Source organism: Escherichia sp. WS33 (genome assembly GCF_046486385.1).
In the GTDB taxonomy this organism is placed as follows: Bacteria; Pseudomonadota; Gammaproteobacteria; order Enterobacterales; family Enterobacteriaceae; genus ECMA0423.
The window spans coordinates 167,431-185,620 of the sequence record NZ_JBJQLJ010000008.1; the positions used below are offsets into that span (position 1 = coordinate 167,431).

Genomic DNA, 18,190 nt, shown 5'->3' on the forward strand with positions numbered 1-18,190 from the left:
CAATTGTGTTGTGTAGGGATAATGACAATGAATGGTTAACTAAATGTTATGTATTGGCAATATTGATGTGAGTTTTAATTGGGGAATTGTGAACCAGAGGTCAGATAAGCGAAGAATTGGTAGGGCCAATTCTTGTGGGGGGAGATGTCTGGTAAAGAAAAGGGCAATCCTCATCAGAGAATTGCCCTTAGATTGTTGACCCGGAGCGCCTTATCTTGCCTGATGCGCGTAACGCATCAGGCAATTTGGCGTTTGCCCTTAGTCACACTAACTTAATGGATCATTACCACTGAATACCGGCACCGAGTGCGGCGGAGTATTCACCCTGGCTATTGGTACTACCTTGTAATTTGTAGACCCAACGACCATTGGCGCTCACCATCGATACACCTAAAGCAACTGCCGATTCACCGTTGTAAGTACCGCCACCAATAGAGGCCATGCTGGCACCTGGAGTGTAAGCCTGCGGCAGACCGGTCATTGCCATTGCAGAAGCGATACCACCGCTCAACTTGCTTTCAGTTTTAGACAGTTTGTTATCCATCTCAACCATTCGCTGATCGGTGTATTGCTTCGTTTCCTGCACGCTTTGCTTCAACTGCGCGTAATTCACCGCGTCGTTGTTGTTGACGCCAGCGGAGACGTTGCTGATACGAGTCGTACCGCCGTTGCCGCCACCGAGGGTGATATTGCTATAGTCGATAGAACCATCAGCTTTGGTGTCGTAACGCACACCGCCAGCTTCGGAAGACTTCAACTGTGCCACGTTAACAGCATCGGTGTCGTTTTTACCTGCGGCTACGTTGGTGATACGACGTTGATTAGTAGATGAGCCTACAGAGATCGTATTTTCTTCGGTTGCCACAGACCCTGTACCCAGTGCGACGCTGTTATCCGCGGCAGCAATGGAGCCAGAACCAATCGCGACGCTATCTTTACCCTGCGCGCTGGCATCTACACCATCGGTATTGGTCTTGAAGTACTTGGTGCTACCGGTGGTGACGATATCGCCAATACCGTTTTCGATATTAGTAACGCGAGTATCCAGATTAGTGACCTGATTGTTCAGGTTAGTAATGCTCTGGGTATTCTGGGAAACCTGCGCATCCGTTACTTTCAACTGACCCACGTTGACCGCATCGGTATCAGCCGAACCTGCTGCGACGTTAGTGATCTGACGTTGACCATCCGCACTACCGACTGAGAATTCACCGACAGAGTTCTGCGGTGCGTCCATGTTGTAGGCGGTATAATTGGTTTGAGCGCCACGAGTGGTCGTAGAACCATTACCTATCGCAATACTGTTGACATGAATGACTTGCGCATTGCTACCAATGGCAATGCCGTTAAGTGCATTCGCGTCCACGTAGGCACCATAACCGATACCAATACCTTTATCGCCATTCACGATGGTTTTCGCACCCATTGCCAGCGAGTCAGTTCCCACTGCCAGTGAATCTTCTTCCGTTGAATTAGCGTGGAAGTATTTAGTCGGCGTGGTTGCGACCGCACCAATCGCATTCTGCAATTGACGAACCGTAACGGCGTCATGGGCTTCGGAACCATCGGCTACGTTGATGATTTGACGATATTTACCGTCATCACCGATAGACAATGCACCGAGCAGTTCGCCATCCGTGGTGTCGTAACCAATAACAACGCCATTTTCCGTTATGCTGGTGTCACGGGAGCCTTTTGCAATCACTCGGCTGGAAACAGAGCTGCTACCCAGGGCGATACCCGTATCAACGTCGCTGTAGCTGCCCTGACCAATAGCTACGCTGCTATCGCCTTTGGCGACAGAGTTATAACCTATAGCTGTAGCGCCAACACCCTGTGCGCTGGCGTCGTTGAACGCTAAGCCGTCGTCGTTAGTACGCACATAGTTAATACCCGCACCGTTTTCTTGGATATAGGTTGCGTCGGTGTTACCAGCGAGCTGATTGATAATTTGGGTGTTCTGCTCAATCATCATATTCGTCGCATTCAACTGAGAACCGTTCACTGCATCGGTACTGTCCTCACTAATACTGCCATTAGCGACATTAGTGATGATGCTGGCTTTACCGTCATGGCTGGCATTGTAGGCTCCAGCACCGCCATTGGCAGTCTCATCCCACAGCAAGGCGTTATCATCAAGCGCATCCAGGGCGTCACCGACGTTGTTGTACTCGGCGTTCGCAATGGTGTAAGTCGGTGCGGTGATGGTGCCGTCAGCGTTGACTTCTGCGTCACCACCCAGCGCATCAGCGATGTACTTATTGGTGGTATAGAGTTGTGAGCCGTTAATCGCGTCGCTGCTGGCAGCAGAGATTGCACCGTTAGCGACGTTAGTGATTACACTGGCAGTTTTATCTTTTCCGTGAGCGGCGCTAAATGCACCATTTTCACCGGCGTCCGCATCCCAGAGCAGAGCGTCGTCAAGAGTGGTATCGATAGCATTCAGGGCATCACCGACATTATCGTAATCAGCATTAGCAATGGTGTACGTCGGCGCAGTGATGGTGCCGTCTGCATTGACTTCGGCACCACCTCCCAGCGCATCAACAACATAACTGCTCACGCCGTGGAGTTGTGAGCCGTTTACTGCGTCAGAACTGGAGTCTGAAATTTCACCATCTGCGACATCAGTGATCACGCTTGCGTCACCATTAGTACCGTGTTTGGCACTGAATTTACCTGCGGTGGCATCCCAAAGCAGAGCATCGCCGAGAGACGTGCTAAATGAGGAGTTAATCGCAGCCAGTGCATCGCCGACGTTATAATAATTTGTTTCACCGATTTTGTAGGTTGGACCGGTAAACACACCGTCAGTATTCACAGAAGCATTGCCGCCGAAGTAGGTGGCGATATTGCTGCTTAAGTCATAAAGCTGGCTACCGTTAATGGCATCGGAACTGGTTGCAGTGACTGTGCCGTCCAGGATATTGGTGATTTTGCTGGCGGTATTGTTGCCATGAGCTGCAGTGAAGACACCATTGTCCTTATCCCATTTCAGCGCATCCTCACCAAGATTAGTCACCGTCTCAGTCAGATTAGAGATGTTGGTGGTGTTAGTGGCGATATTGGTGGTATTCGTCGCCACGGCATCGTTGGTGGTTTTCAGCTGAGAGCCGTTAACGGCATCGGTGCTGCCAGTCGTCAGGTCGCCATCTTTAACGTTGGTGATTTTGCTGGTGGTATCCTGGCCGTGAGCTGCACTGAATGCCTTTTTAGTTTCGTTCCAGAGCAGGGCATCAGCCTGAAGGTCACCAACGGAATCCGTCAGGTTGGTGATATTGGTGGTATTGGTGGCAATATTTGCCGTATTCGTGGCAATGTTGCTGGTATTAGTAGCGATATTGGCGGTATTGGCTTCGACATCGTCATTGGTAGCTTTCAGTTGGGAACCGTTAACCGCATCCTTACTGGAGGCTGAAATCGTGCCATCCGCAACATCGGTGATTACGCTGGCAGTTGGGCTACTAGTACCATGAGCAGCGCTGTATTTGCCTTTGGTTTGGTCCCATTGCAGGGTGTTTTCATCAAGTACAGCGAGCGCAGCCCCTACGTTATTTTTGCTACCATTTTTTAAATTGTAGGTTGGTGCTGTAACAGTACCGTCATCAACATCTACTGCAGCCCCTCCTCCAAGCCTTTTTGCTACCGAGTCGCTAATGGCATAAAGCTGTGAACCATTAATGGCATCGTAACTGTCAGACTTGATCGCGCCATTTTTCACATTAACGATCTTGCGTTTTAATGAACTATTGCCGACAGAGACGGTATTGTCTAAATCCGCAATGGAATCTGCGCCCAGCGCGACAGAGTTAATACCGTTGGCACTGCTATTACTACCAAGCGCAAGACTCTTATCACCAGTTGCATTACTGGCTGTGCCTAAGGCAATGGTGTTTAAGCCTCTCGACTGGCTACCATTACCCAGAGCGATGGCATCCACGCCATCAGCTTTGTTGCCCTGGCCTATGGCGATTGCATTATCTGCCAGAGCCTGGCTGCCATTTCCTAATGCGATAGTATTGACTTTATCGGCAAGGCTTCCGAACCCCATTGCCATGCTATTAGTCCCTTTTGCCTTCGCATTATTGCCAATAGCAGTTGCATTTTCAGCGGCTTCGGTCTCAGCACCTATCGCAATAGCGTTCGCTGCGCTGGCAAGTGATTGTCTGCCAAATGCGAGGCTGTCAGTACCGCTAGCTACACTGCTACGCCCCAGGGCAATTGCGTTTTCTTCAGATGCGACGCTACTTGCTCCCAGCGCCATTGAATACGCTTTTGACGCATTGGCGGTGTCGCCAAGAGCAATACTCATAATCTCAGTAGCTTTAGTGGCATTTCCCAGGGCAATGGCGTTTGCTCCTTCCGCTTTGGAAGAGTCCCCCATAGCAATAGACAATTTACCCAATGCTTTTGAATAACGGCCGAGGGCCATTGAGTATTGGCCCAATGAATACGAAGAGGCACCCAGTGCTATACTTCTATCGCCTTCTGATATTGCACTAACCCCAAAGGCCATTGATGCACCGCCAATCGCATGGGTTTTTGACCCGATGGCAGAGCTATATTGGCCTTCAGCTATAGCGTCATAACCCACAGCAGTAATGGAACCACTGGTGTTCATAAAAGTATTTGCTTTCGCCCCTTTGCCTATAGCAACCCAGCCGTCGCCAGCTGATCCACTACCGTAATCAACACCCTGACCGTTGTCATTCCCGGCATTCGCCAATGCCCCAAACGACGACAACATTCCACCCGCAACCAGCGCAGAAATTAACAGCTTACTGCGCCCAGATTTCTTGCCACGGCTTTTTGCCGTTTCGCTGGTAACAGTATAATTCCCTGTCGCAGGGTTCCAGATAACTTTAAATATTTTGTTCATTAATGATGCTCGCTATTCCTTGTTATAAGCGTACTAACTGCATTTATTTTTTGCTTCTTTTCTGCCGATTTTCAGCAGAGGGAAGATTGTCGAACTGAATATTTTCCATGTTGATGGCTAACTTCAGATATCCCAGGTTATTGGGCGATACACCCTTCAGGGTCAAATTAATGTCTTGCCATTGACCTGGTAATAATTTCAATGTGGATTTCATTGATGTGTTGAAAAGTAATTGTTGCCACCGGGCAAACTCTTTGGCATCGACAGGTTTTTCACCACCCCATGTCGCATTAAAACCAATATTTGAGATAGGTGTACTTAATAAGTTGACCAGTGAAATATGAATAACACTGCCATTCTCTGTGGCGTCAATGGATAACACTCGACCCGCTAAAGCCACCGAACCATTGTTCAGGATGAAATACTTCGTTTTTGCTGGGTTAAACTCGGTAAAAATAAAAGTGTTTTGTTGATCTTTAACGGATTTAATTACGTGAGTTAAAGTCTTTGTACTGCTTATTATGCCAGTTTGTTGTTTTTGAATAGTTTCCAGTTGACTCTTTAGCTGTGCTTGTTGTTTTTCAAGTAGATCAATTTTATTGTTATGTTCTTCTTGTTGTTTCAATAAACTACTTTCTGGCTTGCCTTCTTCAATGTAGTCACATCCCGTTAATGCGCAGAGAACTGAAACAGTGACAGCACTGAAAAAAATCTTCTTCAAGTTCATGTAAAAATCCTTATTTCCTCCGACCAGCGATCAATGCCGGTAGAGTTGTCCATTGTATTATTGGTGATCTATGTTGCTTTACATTAATGACAGTGATGTGTGTCGATTAAATATTGTTTTAAGCATTCATCATAAAAATGTATCATTCGTTTCAAAAGATGTCTGTGTTTGTATGAATATATTATTTTTCGTGGATTCTAATGATGATTATTAATAAATGTCAAATATGAAAGAAACCATGTCTGGGAAAAATTTTACAGATAATTGATTTTGTGAATATGATGATTAAAATTTCACAATTAAATCCGAAAAAAAGAGACGTAAATGCTTGTTAATTAACAAATGATATCTTCTATATATTTTTATTGTTTATAGATGGCTATTACGGTAAAAATGCATTTTCAGAATATCAACCAGCGGTAAATCGAAGTAAAGGGAGTGAATTGTTTGGTAATTAGGCGAGTAGACAGGAGAGTCCCCGCATTGACCAGCTAAGGCAAGCCAGATGCGGGTTGATATGATCGAACCAGTCGTCTGAGGCGCTTAAAACGCAGTCTTAGAGAATCCAGTCATCTCCTGCAGGCCCATTTCACGGCCCAGCGCGGTCATTGGGTGCACAACCACCAGTCCGCGAACACTTTTCTTCAGCTTGCCCATATCAGCCTGCTCTTTTTTGGTAATTGCGCGCTGAAACGGCATCTTCATCAGCTTCTGTGCTTCTTTACTCAGTTTTTGGCTATGAACTTCACGCAGGCGAGCAATTTCTGCTTCCAGCGTGGCTTTCTCTTTTTCCAGCTCGGCATATTTGTCTGCGGCTTCAACCAGCGACAGATCGGCCTGCTGGTGGCGGATGGCGTCCAGACGATCGCTGAGACGTTTGATTTCGTTTTTTTCGACTTCTTTCATGTGATGGCTTCTGATAAAGATAAATTTATAGCCCCTAGTATGCGCGACCAGGTGCTTTGTTCACAACTGATGACATTGCAATAGTTCTGTAACGTAATCATTAACATGCTTAAAAACTACGCAATTTATTGATTAATTAAGAAATCTATAGAAAAAAGATAATAAACAGCAGCGGATGATTATTGAGGATTCAGCACGTTTTCCTTAATGTCATCTTTACCGGGAACCTAAACTAAAATTGGCGGCCGCGCATTCCCGGCGCGGGGTAATACGGAGATATCATCATGGGCAAATTAGGTGAAAACGTTCCGCTTCTTATCGATAAAGCCGTAGATTTCATGGCATCAAGCCAGGCGTTCCGGGAGTATCTGAAAAAACTTCCTCCCCGTAACGCGATTCCGTCCGGAATACCCGATGAAAGCGTGCCGTTATATCTACAACGTCTGGAGTATTATCGTCGGCTTTATCGGCCGAAGCAGGTAGAGGGGCAGTAAGCAGACGTTGCTTACTTTTGAAAGGCTTTTTTTAAGCTGATTCTGGAAATCAGCTCAGTCAGTGAAAGGACCATTGTTGATCGCACAGCCTGTTGATAGCGCTGAATTTGCATTGCATACAAACTGGAGTCTGCTGGTTCAAACTGTGGCGGCGGTGGTAACGCCGCCACGCATTGCAGTTCACCAAAGGGTCCAAGGATCTCGTCGTCGGTAAAGGCGTACTCGTTGCCGTCGTGATTTAGTTCTTCACGCAATGCCATCAGCAGCTCCGCATCTTCGTATTCCTGGCGGTTAATGACGCCCAACCCGTAAATGAGTTTTAAACGCACAGAAAGATCGCCCAGCGGACCGTCGCCGTCGAGTAACGGTTCTACAGCATACTTCACCGCGTAATCGTCTTTGCGGAATACCTGAAGCACCAGAAGATTTACCGCCTCGGTCAAAAGCTCGACGGCGGTGATCAGAAAGCTTCGCACGGTTTTGCCAGCATTCAGACGCTCAAGCACACGGTTTTCAAAGGCCTGGGTTTGTTCCATTGTTGCCTGCATATCTGACAATCTGTTATTCGGGCGCAGGGTGTCCTGCGCCTGGTCCACCATTATTGCATTGCTTTATAAGCGGTTACCGCCTCGGATACAACCTCGCTGTTGGCATCAAGACCGGAAATCTGTGCCAGCGCCGCCTGCGGACCTTTGTCAGCGATCAGTGCTGCCAGTTCCTGAGCCTGCGGATCATCTTCACTGCGGAAGTGCATTGCACCAGCAATCCCCTGAATCAGATTCTTGTGCGGAAGGCTGTATTCCAGCGTACCGAGCAATGGCTTGATCAGACGGTCGCCAGCACTCAGTTTACGCAGCGGCTGACGGCCTACGCGCTCTACATCATCTTTCAGATACGGGTTCTCAAAACGACCGAGGATTTTCTGGATGTACGCCGCATGTTTGTCTGCGTCAAAGCCGTAGCGCTTGATCAGTACCGCACCACTTTCTTCCATCGCACCTTTTACCACCGCGCGGATTTTCTCGTCGAGAATAGCGTCACGAATGGTCTGATGACCGGCCAGTTTTCCGAGGTACGCGGTTATAGCATGACCCGTGTTCAGGGTGAAGAGTTTACGTTCGACAAATGCCATCAGGTTGTCGGTTAACTCCATGCCTGGGATGTTCGGCAGTGCGCCTTTGAACTGCGTTTTATCGACAATCCATTCGCTGAAAGTTTCTACCGTCACTTCCAGCGGATCGTTAGTTGCCGAAGCCGAAGGCGGTACGATGCGGTCAACGGCGGAATCGACAAAGCCAACGTGTTCTTCTACCCACGCTTTGGCGTCTTCCGGCAGGGCGTTCATCACATGGCCTTTCAGCTGCGTGGTACCGCGTACCATGTTTTCACAGGCGATGATGTTCAACGGGGATTCATTACCTTGTTCTTTGCGTTTCACCAGCCCTTTGGCGATAGCCGGAGCAATACGTTCCAGCACAACCGGGCCAACGGCGGTAGTGACTAAATCGACCTGAGCAATCAGATCAACGACATCATCACCAATGCTGCTGACAGCATTGACGCCGGAAACGGTATCTACCTGCTCGGTTTCACCAACCACATGAACCTGATAGCTATGACGGGCATTCAGGGCATCAAGTACCACCTGATTGACATCGGCAAACGTCAGTTGGATACCCGCGTCTGCCAGCAGTTTACCGATAAAGCCACGACCGATATTACCTGCGCCAAAATGTAATGCTTTCATAGTATTAACCTTCATCAATGTTTTTACCCGAGAGGGCTGGGGTGAGGCTTTTCCCTCACCCAAACCCTCTCCGTGAGGAGAGGGGCAGCGCCGGATGCGGCGTAAGCGCCTTATCCGGCCTACAAGAACGTGCAAATTCAACAAATCGTGATGCATCCTGTAGGCCTGATAAGCGTAGCGCATCAGGCAATTAACCCCACCTTCTCCATGTGGAGAGGGTGGGATTGGATTACTTACGACCTGCCAACAGTTCCAGCACTTCATCCACGCTGGTGGTGTGTGCCAGACGCTCGATGACGGACTCATCATCCAGTGCATTGGTCAGGCTGGTGATAACCTGAATGTGCTCGTTGTTACGGGCTGCAATACCAATCACCAGACGGGCAATGTCATCTTCTTCTTCACCGAAGCGCACGCCTTCCGGGTACTGGCAGAACACCACGCCCGTTTTCAGTACGCGATCTTTCGCTTCAACCGTACCGTGTGGCACCGCGATAGACTCACCCAGATAAGTCGGGGTCAGTTTTTCACGATCCAGCATCGCCTGAACGTATTCCGGCTCAACGTAACCGCCTTTCACCAGCTGCTCGCCAGCAAAACGAATCGCTTCTTCTTTGGTTGCCGCTTTGCGACCGAGGAAGATGTTCTCCGCGCCTAGCTTGAACAGGTTAGCACTGGAATCGTCAAAGCTGTCTTTCAGGCTGTCTTTTACTTTCTCTTCGTTTGCCGTGTGGCGTTGGGCAGCAACCAGACGTTCGGTCAGGCTGGTGTACAGGCCGCTGTCGAGGAAGTTGGTCAGCGAAATATGCTGTGCCTGCGGAACCTGGCGCATAGCGCGTTCGGTCAGGTCACGGTGAGTGATGACGAGGTCCACATCTGGCGGCAGGTTGTTGATCGCGCTGTTAGTAACAGAAATCTGCGACAGACCTGCATCCTGAATTTTCTTACGCAGAACGCCTGCGCCCATCGCACTGGAACCCATACCGGCGTCACAGGCAACGATGATTTTACGTACGTGGCTCAGGTCGTTAGTCACATCGCCAGCAGACAGCGGAGATGCGCCTTTAGACTCAGCTTTCATGTCCTGCATACGACGAGTTGCTGCTTCAATATCATCTTCTTCTTTCACTTTGCTGGTTTTCAGCAAAATAGCAGAGACAACGAAGGAGACAGCCATCGCCGCACACACACCCGCGATGTTAGCGAAGTAAGCACCTTTTGGCGTCATCGCCAGTACCGCAAGGATAGACCCCGGAGATGCTGGAGAAACCAGACCACCGCCCAGGATAGTCAGCGTGAACACGCCAGTCATACCGCCGAGGATAACGGCCAGGATCAGACGCGGATTCATCAGCACATACGGGAAGTAGATTTCGTGGATACCACCCAGGAAGTGGATGATTGCCGCACCGCCCGCAGACTGTTTAGCACTACCACGACCAAAGAACATGTACGCCAGCAGCACGCCCATACCTGGACCTGGGTTAGCTTCAATCAGGAAGAAGATGGATTTACCCAGTTCATGGGACTGCTGAATACCCAGCGGCGAGAAGATACCGTGGTTAATGGCGTTGTTGAGGAACAGGATTTTCGCCGGTTCAACAAAGATAGACGCCAGCGGCAGCATGTCATGGACAACCATGAAGTTAACGCCCGCAGCCAGCATTTTGGACAGGGCTTCAACAATCGGGCCAATGCCGAGAAATGCCAGAATGGCGAGGATCATCCCGATGATGCCTGCGGAGAAGTTATTCACCAGCATCTCAAAACCGGATTTGATCTTACCGTCTACCCAGCGGTCGAAGTGCTTAATGCACCAGCCGCCCAGCGGACCTGCAATCATAGAACCGAGGAACATCGGCATGTCTGCGCCGACGATAACGCCCATGGTAGTGATGGCACCGACTACGCCGCCACGTTCGCCGCCTACCAGCTTACCACCGGTATAACCGATCAGCAGCGGCAGGAGATAAGTGATCATCGGCCCGACCAGCTTCGCCAGCGTCTCGTTCGGTAACCACCCTGTTGGAATAAATAACGCGGTGATGATACCCCACGCGATAAACGCGCCGATATTTGGCATCACCATGTTGCTGAGGAAACGACCAAAGCTTTGCACTTTGATCTTAATATCGGATGACATAAAAACACCCCTTCTTATGTTTGCTGTCGCGCAGGCTGGAAGCCCGAGGTTTTTTGTTAATGTGGCGGCAGAGGTAGCCGGACCTTGTAGATACTGCGAAATCTGGCACTGAATCGGTTAACTGTCCAGTCGACGGCCTTTTGTGTGATATCAGTCACATAAATATAGGGGGTAGAGAGGTAATTGACGTGATACTCATCACAAAACGCTTGTGTAAAAAAGCAACAAGACGGCGATTTTCGCTAAAAATGGCATTTAAATGTGAGTAGTGTCACATTTTTGTTTTGATGGTTTGTTGAATCTTTGTGATCTGAATCACAAGATATTTTCTTACGGCGTTCACCTGATGTGATCTACAGCATGTTATGTCTTCGTCATACAATCGTTATGTAACTAAGCAACTCATCACCTCTAAAAATTATTCTTTGGTGTTATGGCGAGAATCGCGAACCCGGATTATTGTCAAAATATCAGCCTGACTCCCTTCTGGCTGCCAGCCCAAAAACAACACTGATAAACGTGAATCCGAGGCAGATATGTTTCTAAACTATTTCGCGTTGGGAGTGCTGATCTTCGTCTTTCTGGTGATTTTTTATGGAATCATCGCGATACATGACATCCCTTATCTGATTGCCAAAAAGCGCAATCACCCCCATGCCGACGCTATTCATACGGCGGGCTGGGTGAGCCTGTTTACTCTGCATGTTATCTGGCCGTTTCTGTGGATCTGGGCGACGCTCTATCAACCGGAGCGTGGCTGGGGTATGCAGTCACATGTTGCGTCGCAGGAGAAAGCAACTGACCCGGAAATCGCCTCACTTTCTGACCGAATTTCCCGGCTGGAGCATCAACTCGCCGCCGAGAAAAAGACTGACTATTCCACGTTCCCGGAGATCTAATTATGGATCTATTGATTGTTTTAACTTACGTGGCGCTGGCGTGGGCGGTCTTTAAAATCTTCCGCATTCCGGTAAATCAGTGGACGCTGGCGACGGCGGCGCTGGGAGGCGTGTTTCTGGTGAGTGGTTTGATTTTGTTGATGAACTACAACCACCCTTACACTTTTACCGCGCAAAAGGCAGTGATAGCGATCCCTATCACGCCACAGGTGACGGGAATTGTTACTGAAGTCACTGACAAGAATAATCAGCTTATTCAAAAGGGCGAGGTGCTTTTTAAGCTCGACCCGGTTCGTTACCAGGCGCGAGTTGACAGACTTCAGGCTGACCTGATGACGGCGACGCATAATATAAAGACGCTGCGTGCGCAGCTCACTGAAGCGCAGGCCAACACCACCCAGGTTTCAGCGGAGCGCGACCGTCTGTTTAAAAATTATCAACGTTACTTGAAAGGCAGCCAGGCGGCGGTGAATCCGTTCTCGGAACGTGACATCGACGATGCGCGGCAAAATTTCCTCGCGCAGGATGCGCTGGTGAAAGGCTCGGTGGCGGAGCAGGCGCAGATCCAGAGCCAGCTCGACAGTATGGTTAACGGCGAGCAATCGCAGATTGTGAGCTTAAGAGCGCAACTTACTGAAGCAAAATATAACCTTGAGCAGACTGTCATTCGCGCGCCGAGCAATGGCTACGTTACTCAGGTACTGATCCGCCCAGGTACATACGCAGCTGCCTTGCCGCTGCGTCCGGTGATGGTCTTCATCCCCGAGCAAAAACGGCAAATTGTCGCCCAATTTCGGCAAAACTCGCTGTTACGTCTGAAACCCGGCGATGATGCGGAAGTGGTGTTTAACGCGCTACCTGGGCAGGTGTTTCACGGCAAACTGACTAGTATTTTACCTGTCGTGCCAGGCGGTTCTTATCAGGCGCAGGGGGTATTGCAATCATTAACGGTCGTGCCCGGCACGGACGGTGTGCTGGGAACCATTGAACTGGATCCTAACGATGATATCGATGCCTTACCCGACGGCATCTACGCCCAGGTGGCGGTTTACTCCGACCATTTCAGCCATGTTTCGGTGATGCGGAAAGTGCTGCTAAGAATGACCAGCTGGATGCATTATCTTTATTTGGATCATTGAGGGGGAGGGGGGAGATTATGGAACTTTGCTCCTTGTAAGGACTAATTATTTTTGCATATTACTTCATTAGCTGCGATGATTTTTCTTTAATATTCATTATGTTAATAAGTTCTGGATGAGTGTGCTCTCATTGGATTTTTTATCCGTCTTGTTCTGCCGCAGGATGAGACTATACATCGTCGAGATCGCAATGATGATATGAGTTGTTCCTCCTGCGACGGCTCTAATCAAAAAAGAGCAGGAGTGCTTTTCCATCTATTGCGATGATGGCTTTATTATCTGAAGGATGACAGTCACATTTAAAAAATATTTAATCTATAGATCACAATGTAGGGTCATGGAATATATGTATACAACTATTTTCTTCTTCACTTTTAATTATCGTATTCATTATAAAACTAAGTTAAAAAACTCCTGGAGAGTGAGTTATTAATATATTTTTAAATAAAATTAAGTTATCATTCATCGATGCACTTTATAGAATCATCAATGGCCATAATAGTACTATTAACTCTCAATTTTATATTTTTATCATCACTACAAATATTAACTGAATTTATATCAATGATTTTTTTATTCTTATCTTTTATTTTATTTACTGTTTCAATGCAATCAGCGGCAAGTTGGAGTGGATTTAGATTTTTCAGATATGGTCTTATGATCTTTCCCTTACTTAATAAATAGCATGTATAGGATTCGGAAAGTCCAGCATCTATTTTGTACCTCATTATATTAGATAAGGATGTGAGAAATTCCTTGTTATCATTCGCAGCCATATATGCCAGTCCGAGTTCAGCCTCTGCGGCCTTACAGGCAAAATAGCTTAGTGAACACGCTTTTCGTCCCTCTTTATTACTGGCTGATATTAGTGCCCATAATATTGCTTTGTCTGCCAAATCTAACTCTCTCTGAAATTGTCTTGCAGTAACTGCACTCGCAGAAATAGAGAAAAAAATACAATTGTTAATAACCTTGCCATATTTTTTAGTCCGTAACTGTTAATGTGCTATCTGGCTCTGAAAATATTAACTCATTTAATTTTTGCATGTCATTAGATAAACCAGTTATACAACCCTCGGAACAGAATCGAGGTCCTAAAGACGGACCAAAAGCGTTTAAACAACTATGTATTGAAAATCCATTGCGATTATAAGTTCCTGTATTAACTGACGGTACTAATCGTATGCCGTCAGGTTTTCTATTGCTTGCTCCCGGGTCATTAACATTCCAACTCCATAGGCCTTGAGGTATTGGCCATCTATTTATAAATGTGTACAACGGGGATTATTTTTACATTGCATATTATTACCAGAAGCGACTGGAATACTAAGCACATCATAAAAATTATCATCACATGGTATATCTGAAACACACGAAAGCATACCTAAAGTTATACTGTATAAACAGGTGGCTAATCCCAAGGGGATCGATTCCAGAAATCGGGTTCAACGGATACTGATAAAAATTCCACCTACCTTCCAGCCCAATCGGAGCCTGAGTGTTATACCGCCCCTGCTGCGGTTAATGTTACCGATAATAGTTATAGTACAGCCCTGATTCATCATCATACTACTGCTGCGGCAGTCTGATGAACTATTGCTTTTACGGATTCTCCTTATTCTTCCTTCTATCCATTCGCTTTAGCTTTTTGAGCTCTTGAAGTTTGCTCTTTGCATCAATATTACCGTTATTTACAGCGAATTCCATCCAATAAATAGCTCTATTCAAATTATAATATTCTGATAATGTTGGATTTGTATCTGATAAAAAGACCCCATAATTAAACTGCGCTGTAACATTCCCCTGAGATGCTGATCTTTCCAAGAATCGCAATTGTTTATCAATATTATTTTTAGTAAAGCAGTAATATTGATATAGTCGAAATGATGCCTCTGAATCACCATGTTGTGATTTATACTTCAGTTTCATCAGCTTTTCTTCACTTAAATCATAGGTCATTGCTGTAGATCCCATCACACTTTCGTTTTCTTTTATTTTCACATCAGCACCATGCAATTGACAAATAAAAGAAAAATAAAAAAATAGTAACAAGCATGCTTTCATACATCTACAACCTATCTTATATCACTGGGTTTTTCTGGCGTACCTTGCATATTAGAAATGGGGTGCCCAGATGGCCCATATGTTATCCAATTACCAAGGTCTTTTGTTGTTATAGCCATTAGATCCTTATTTGAATTAAGGTTCGTTGGTGCTGTTAGCACTGTATCCATTTTTAACTTACCATTAGTTCCTCGCCCCCACCACGTCCATAGCGTGTCAGGTCCTATTACATTTGTATGTAACTCTTTAGCTAATTGGCTAGCAAATGAATTTTGTCCTTTACCTGTATTACAAGAAAATAACCAAACTGTCATCCCATCTTTATAATTCCCATCAAATTTAATTAGATATGCTAGATCTTTAGCTGTCATGATACTGCGCGTTGCGGATTCAATAGATGTGGGGGTACCATGCCCCCCGATTGTGAAAACGCCTGGGATATTAATCTCATCAGCTACAGAATGGATAAGATCACTTTCGGGGTATAAATTTATATCAACCAAACCTTGCGGATCTACATTTATGACCGGATTCAACGGATACTGATAAAAATTCCATCCCCCCTTCAGCCCAATCGGATCCTGAGTGATATACCGCCCCTGCAGCGGGTCATAATAGCGGTGGCGGTTGTAATACAGGCCGGACTCCTCATCATACTGCTGACCCGGCAGGCGAATGAGCTGCTGCAGATGATGCGGGTTCTCATCACTCAGCAGGTTGCCCCATTCATCATATTCTGCGCACCACGCTGTTGCCCCTTCCGTGCTGATGAGCGCCAGCGGCAGGCCGCGATGGTCGCAGTGGTACAGGTGGATTTTTCGCGCCGGCGTGTACACCGGGTCCATCTGGTTTTTCATCTGCTCCACGGTCAGGCCGCACGATGCCAGCCAGCGGCGGCTTTCCTCACTCACCCGGTCAGCCAGGATTTCACTTTCCAGCCGGTCGAGCATCTGCACCGTGCCGGCGGGAATCCCCCACTGTGCATAGGCAACTCACGCTATGAACGCTTCAGCTTATCAATAGCGGAAGTTATAATTTCATTGTCATCAAACTTGTACAACATAGTATCTAAAACAGGAAGTAGCGTTTTATCACCTAATTCACCCGCAGCTTCAATGATATCATCATAAACAGTATTTTTTTTTAACTCATCGCATAAAACAGATAAAACCCTTTTATCTTTTCTGTAGGAAAGTCCGATTATTGCTTCAATACGGACTTCCTCATTTTTATCCTGAAGCATCTCCACAAAACAATCCCTAATATCACTATTATCATATTTATTGATATTTATTGCAAATGCGGCCCAGTTTCTGACATCTCCATTTGGATCTTTTAACAGATTAATCAATAGTGGAATTGTTGCTTTATCATTGATAACAGAAATAGCAAATGCTGTAGCACGTCTGACATTAGTCGATTTATCAAAAGCAGTAATTTGAGATTGTTCTACTATTTTAGGTGAATAAATTTGGTTTTTCTTGCATCGCTGAGCCGTTGACTCGATTGCCGTAGCTCGAACGCAAGCGCTCTTATCATTCAATGCCATATTGTTCAAAATATTAAAAACATTATCTTCGCATTTTTTGCAAATTTTTATTTGCCCGAGTATAAATGCTCCGATATCTCTACGGATATAATTTTTATCAGAGCAGAACTCAATTGCCAATCTAACAGCGTCTTGCCCACCTCTTAACTGTAATACTCTGGCAGATGAAATCCTTTTCAAGGAATTGTGATCATCAAGTAAGCGAAATAATTCATCATCATTTAGTTTCTTACATTGATTATATAAACCATACTCTTTACTTGCCTTTCTTTTCTGGTATGTATTTGACATTGCAGGAACCTCCATAAAGGCTATCTTTTTCTATCGTTTGACTGTCTGGAGTCCTCCACCTACTCTGCCATCAGCGCACACGATGTTTGATTATCCTTACATACTTATTTTCCGTGGCCAAAATTCAGAATTCTCCCATCATTTTTGCCTATTTCTATAATAAAAACCCCACCAGCAATTTGGTCTGAGTGAATGGTACCTTCAACAACCCAACTTGTTGTTAACTCAGTGATTTCGTATGGTTTTTCTTCTTCTGCGGCATCCTGTCCATAACGATTCTTAACATATATCTCAGCTAATTCCAATGCTATAGCTTTATTTTTAACCAAATTTCTAACGGTATATTTACCTTCACTTTCATACTTGCGCATTATTTTAATATTATTATTACACTGCGCCCATGTGTTGTATGTAAAAACAAACAAAGATACAATGACACAGTTCCTAAACAATATTTTTTTACATATTGCCATGAACTCTGCAGACATTAGGTAATCCTTTTCTGTTTGTTATTTCCTTCCCGTGGTTATCTATTGCTTTAAAATTACCACTGGGCGTACCTAAATAAAATGACTTGATATTGTTATCTTTACTTTTAACTATTTTCTCATCTTTACCTGAAAATATTTCGTCCCAATATTCTCCATGACTATCTGCACCATGAGTATGATAAGCTGATACTTTCTCAGTACCATTAGGGCAAGGGCTATTGAATGGATATGATCCTTTTCTTTCTCCTCGGTTAGGTGCTGTTGAGAAATATCTGCCACTATTATCCTTACATATTAAACCAGCGAACTCTTTATCTTCGCAAATAGATTGGCTATTTATTTTATTTAAGGCGTCATATGCGGTGCTATCTATAGAATCAAATTTATCTGGACCTATCATAGCGGATAGTGTGCCGCAAAGACCATTAGTACATGCCCCCGATTTTGCATCCTCCCACATAGATAAACCCAGGGGGTCGATGTCTGATATCGGATTCAATTGATATCCATACAGGTTCCATCCCCCCTTCAGTCCAATCGGATCCTGAGTGATATATCGCCCCTGCAGCGGGTCATAATAGCGGTGGCGGTTGTAATACAGGCCGGACTCCTCATCATACTGCTGCCCCGGCAGCCGGATAAGCTGCTGCAGCTGATGCGGGTTCTCTTCATTCAGCAGGTTGCCCCATTCATCATATTCTGCGCACCACGCTGTTGCCCCTTCCGTGCTGATGAGCGCCAGCGGCAGGCCGCGATGGTCGCAGTGGTACAGGTGGATTTTTCGCGCCGGCGTGTACACCGGGTCCATCTGGTTTTGCATCTGCTCCACGGTCAGGCCGCACGATGCCAGCCAGCGGCGGC

General features: G+C 46.3%; 13 protein-coding genes and 3 pseudogenes. 3 read left to right on the forward strand and 13 right to left on the reverse strand.

Annotated features, from left to right (window positions below):
- Positions 1-283: 283 nt before the first annotated feature.
- From ACJHXA_RS09535 to ACJHXA_RS09545, 3 genes are all read right to left on the reverse strand, one after another.
- Positions 284-4,879, reverse strand: a complete 4,596-nt coding sequence (locus ACJHXA_RS09535) for a YadA-like family protein (protein ID WP_283512294.1) — start codon at positions 4,877-4,879, stop codon at positions 284-286.
- Between the two features lie 43 nt (positions 4,880-4,922).
- Positions 4,923-5,606 carry a DUF3251 domain-containing protein gene (locus tag ACJHXA_RS09540; protein WP_001049539.1) on the reverse strand — a complete coding sequence of 228 codons (684 nt, stop codon included), beginning with the start codon at positions 5,604-5,606 and terminating at the stop codon, positions 4,923-4,925.
- A 543-nt stretch (positions 5,607-6,149) separates the two neighbouring features.
- Complete coding sequence (locus ACJHXA_RS09545) at positions 6,150-6,512, reverse strand: YibL family ribosome-associated protein (protein ID WP_000665680.1); 363 nt, start codon at positions 6,510-6,512, stop codon at positions 6,150-6,152.
- Between the two features lie 284 nt (positions 6,513-6,796).
- On the opposite strand from ACJHXA_RS09545, the gene yibT reads away from it, so the two are divergent.
- Positions 6,797-7,006, forward strand: a complete 210-nt coding sequence (yibT, locus tag ACJHXA_RS09550) for a protein YibT (protein WP_000517100.1) — start codon at positions 6,797-6,799, stop codon at positions 7,004-7,006.
- 11 nt (positions 7,007-7,017) lie between these two features.
- Here the strand turns inward: yibT and mtlR are convergent, their stop codons facing one another.
- The 3 genes from mtlR to mtlA all read right to left on the reverse strand — a co-directional run bounded on the left by mtlR (position 7,018) and on the right by mtlA (position 10,896).
- On the reverse strand, positions 7,018-7,605 hold the full coding sequence (gene mtlR, locus ACJHXA_RS09555; RefSeq protein ID WP_283512295.1) for a mannitol operon repressor MtlR: 588 nt from the start codon (positions 7,603-7,605) through the stop codon (positions 7,018-7,020).
- Positions 7,605-8,753: a mannitol-1-phosphate 5-dehydrogenase gene (gene mtlD / locus ACJHXA_RS09560; protein ID WP_000645424.1), complete on the reverse strand. Its 1,149-nt coding sequence runs from the start codon at positions 8,751-8,753 to the stop codon at positions 7,605-7,607. Before mtlD ends, mtlR begins: the two co-directional genes overlap by 1 nt.
- 229 nt (positions 8,754-8,982) lie before the next feature.
- Positions 8,983-10,896, reverse strand: a complete 1,914-nt coding sequence (gene mtlA, locus ACJHXA_RS09565; protein ID WP_000093247.1) for a PTS mannitol transporter subunit IICBA — start codon at positions 10,894-10,896, stop codon at positions 8,983-8,985.
- Positions 10,897-11,432: 536 nt separating this feature from the next.
- Between mtlA and ACJHXA_RS09570 the strand changes: the two genes are divergently transcribed.
- Both ACJHXA_RS09570 and ACJHXA_RS09575 read left to right on the forward strand, forming a co-directional pair.
- Positions 11,433-11,795, forward strand: a complete 363-nt coding sequence (locus ACJHXA_RS09570; RefSeq protein WP_000479626.1) for a DUF3302 domain-containing protein — start codon at positions 11,433-11,435, stop codon at positions 11,793-11,795.
- Positions 11,796-11,797: 2 nt separating this feature from the next.
- A complete protein-coding gene (locus ACJHXA_RS09575; RefSeq protein WP_000364939.1) occupies positions 11,798-12,934 on the forward strand; it encodes an HlyD family secretion protein in 1,137 nt (378 codons plus the stop codon).
- Positions 12,935-13,392: 458 nt separating this feature from the next.
- On the opposite strand, the pseudogene ACJHXA_RS09580 reads toward ACJHXA_RS09575, so the two are convergent.
- The 7 genes and pseudogenes from ACJHXA_RS09580 to ACJHXA_RS09610 form a co-directional block, all read right to left on the reverse strand.
- Positions 13,393-13,913, reverse strand: a pseudogene (locus ACJHXA_RS09580) (Imm57 family immunity protein).
- A gap of 371 nt (positions 13,914-14,284) precedes the next feature.
- Positions 14,285-14,503: pseudogene (locus tag ACJHXA_RS09585) on the reverse strand (RHS repeat-associated core domain-containing protein); the annotation flags it as partial.
- Between the two features lie 33 nt (positions 14,504-14,536).
- Complete coding sequence (locus ACJHXA_RS09590) at positions 14,537-14,998, reverse strand: sel1 repeat family protein (RefSeq protein ID WP_000642473.1); 462 nt, start codon at positions 14,996-14,998, stop codon at positions 14,537-14,539.
- A gap of 11 nt (positions 14,999-15,009) precedes the next feature.
- A pseudogene (locus tag ACJHXA_RS09595) lies at positions 15,010-15,966 on the reverse strand (RHS repeat-associated core domain-containing protein); the annotation flags it as partial.
- 29 nt (positions 15,967-15,995) lie between these two features.
- Complete coding sequence (locus ACJHXA_RS09600) at positions 15,996-16,838, reverse strand: HEAT repeat domain-containing protein (RefSeq protein ID WP_000072855.1); 843 nt, start codon at positions 16,836-16,838, stop codon at positions 15,996-15,998.
- Positions 16,839-16,942: 104 nt separating this feature from the next.
- Positions 16,943-17,326, reverse strand: a complete 384-nt coding sequence (gene yhhH, locus ACJHXA_RS09605) for a protein YhhH (RefSeq protein ID WP_053885503.1) — start codon at positions 17,324-17,326, stop codon at positions 16,943-16,945.
- The coding region (locus ACJHXA_RS09610; protein ID WP_077761291.1) for a DUF4329 domain-containing protein at positions 17,298-18,190 on the reverse strand (893 nt) is incomplete at its 5' end. The genes yhhH and ACJHXA_RS09610, both read right to left, overlap by 29 nt.

What these genes read in the sequence shown, in the direction of transcription:
- ACJHXA_RS09535 (WP_283512294.1), bottom strand. Translation starts at nt 4,879, where the DNA reads ATGAACAAAATATTTAAAGTTATCTGGAACCCTGCGACAGGGAATTAT.
- ACJHXA_RS09540 (WP_001049539.1), bottom strand. Translation starts at nt 5,606, where the DNA reads ATGAACTTGAAGAAGATTTTTTTCAGTGCTGTCACTGTTTCAGTTCTC.
- ACJHXA_RS09545 (WP_000665680.1), bottom strand. Translation starts at nt 6,512, where the DNA reads ATGAAAGAAGTCGAAAAAAACGAAATCAAACGTCTCAGCGATCGTCTG.
- yibT (WP_000517100.1), top strand. Translation starts at nt 6,797, where the DNA reads ATGGGCAAATTAGGTGAAAACGTTCCGCTTCTTATCGATAAAGCCGTA.
- mtlR (WP_283512295.1), bottom strand. Translation starts at nt 7,605, where the DNA reads ATGGTGGACCAGGCGCAGGACACCCTGCGCCCGAATAACAGATTGTCA.
- mtlD (WP_000645424.1), bottom strand. Translation starts at nt 8,753, where the DNA reads ATGAAAGCATTACATTTTGGCGCAGGTAATATCGGTCGTGGCTTTATC.
- mtlA (WP_000093247.1), bottom strand. Translation starts at nt 10,896, where the DNA reads ATGTCATCCGATATTAAGATCAAAGTGCAAAGCTTTGGTCGTTTCCTC.
- ACJHXA_RS09570 (WP_000479626.1), top strand. Translation starts at nt 11,433, where the DNA reads ATGTTTCTAAACTATTTCGCGTTGGGAGTGCTGATCTTCGTCTTTCTG.
- ACJHXA_RS09575 (WP_000364939.1), top strand. Translation starts at nt 11,798, where the DNA reads ATGGATCTATTGATTGTTTTAACTTACGTGGCGCTGGCGTGGGCGGTC.
- ACJHXA_RS09590 (WP_000642473.1), bottom strand. Translation starts at nt 14,998, where the DNA reads ATGAAAGCATGCTTGTTACTATTTTTTTATTTTTCTTTTATTTGTCAA.
- ACJHXA_RS09600 (WP_000072855.1), bottom strand. Translation starts at nt 16,838, where the DNA reads ATGTCAAATACATACCAGAAAAGAAAGGCAAGTAAAGAGTATGGTTTA.
- yhhH (WP_053885503.1), bottom strand. Translation starts at nt 17,326, where the DNA reads ATGTCTGCAGAGTTCATGGCAATATGTAAAAAAATATTGTTTAGGAAC.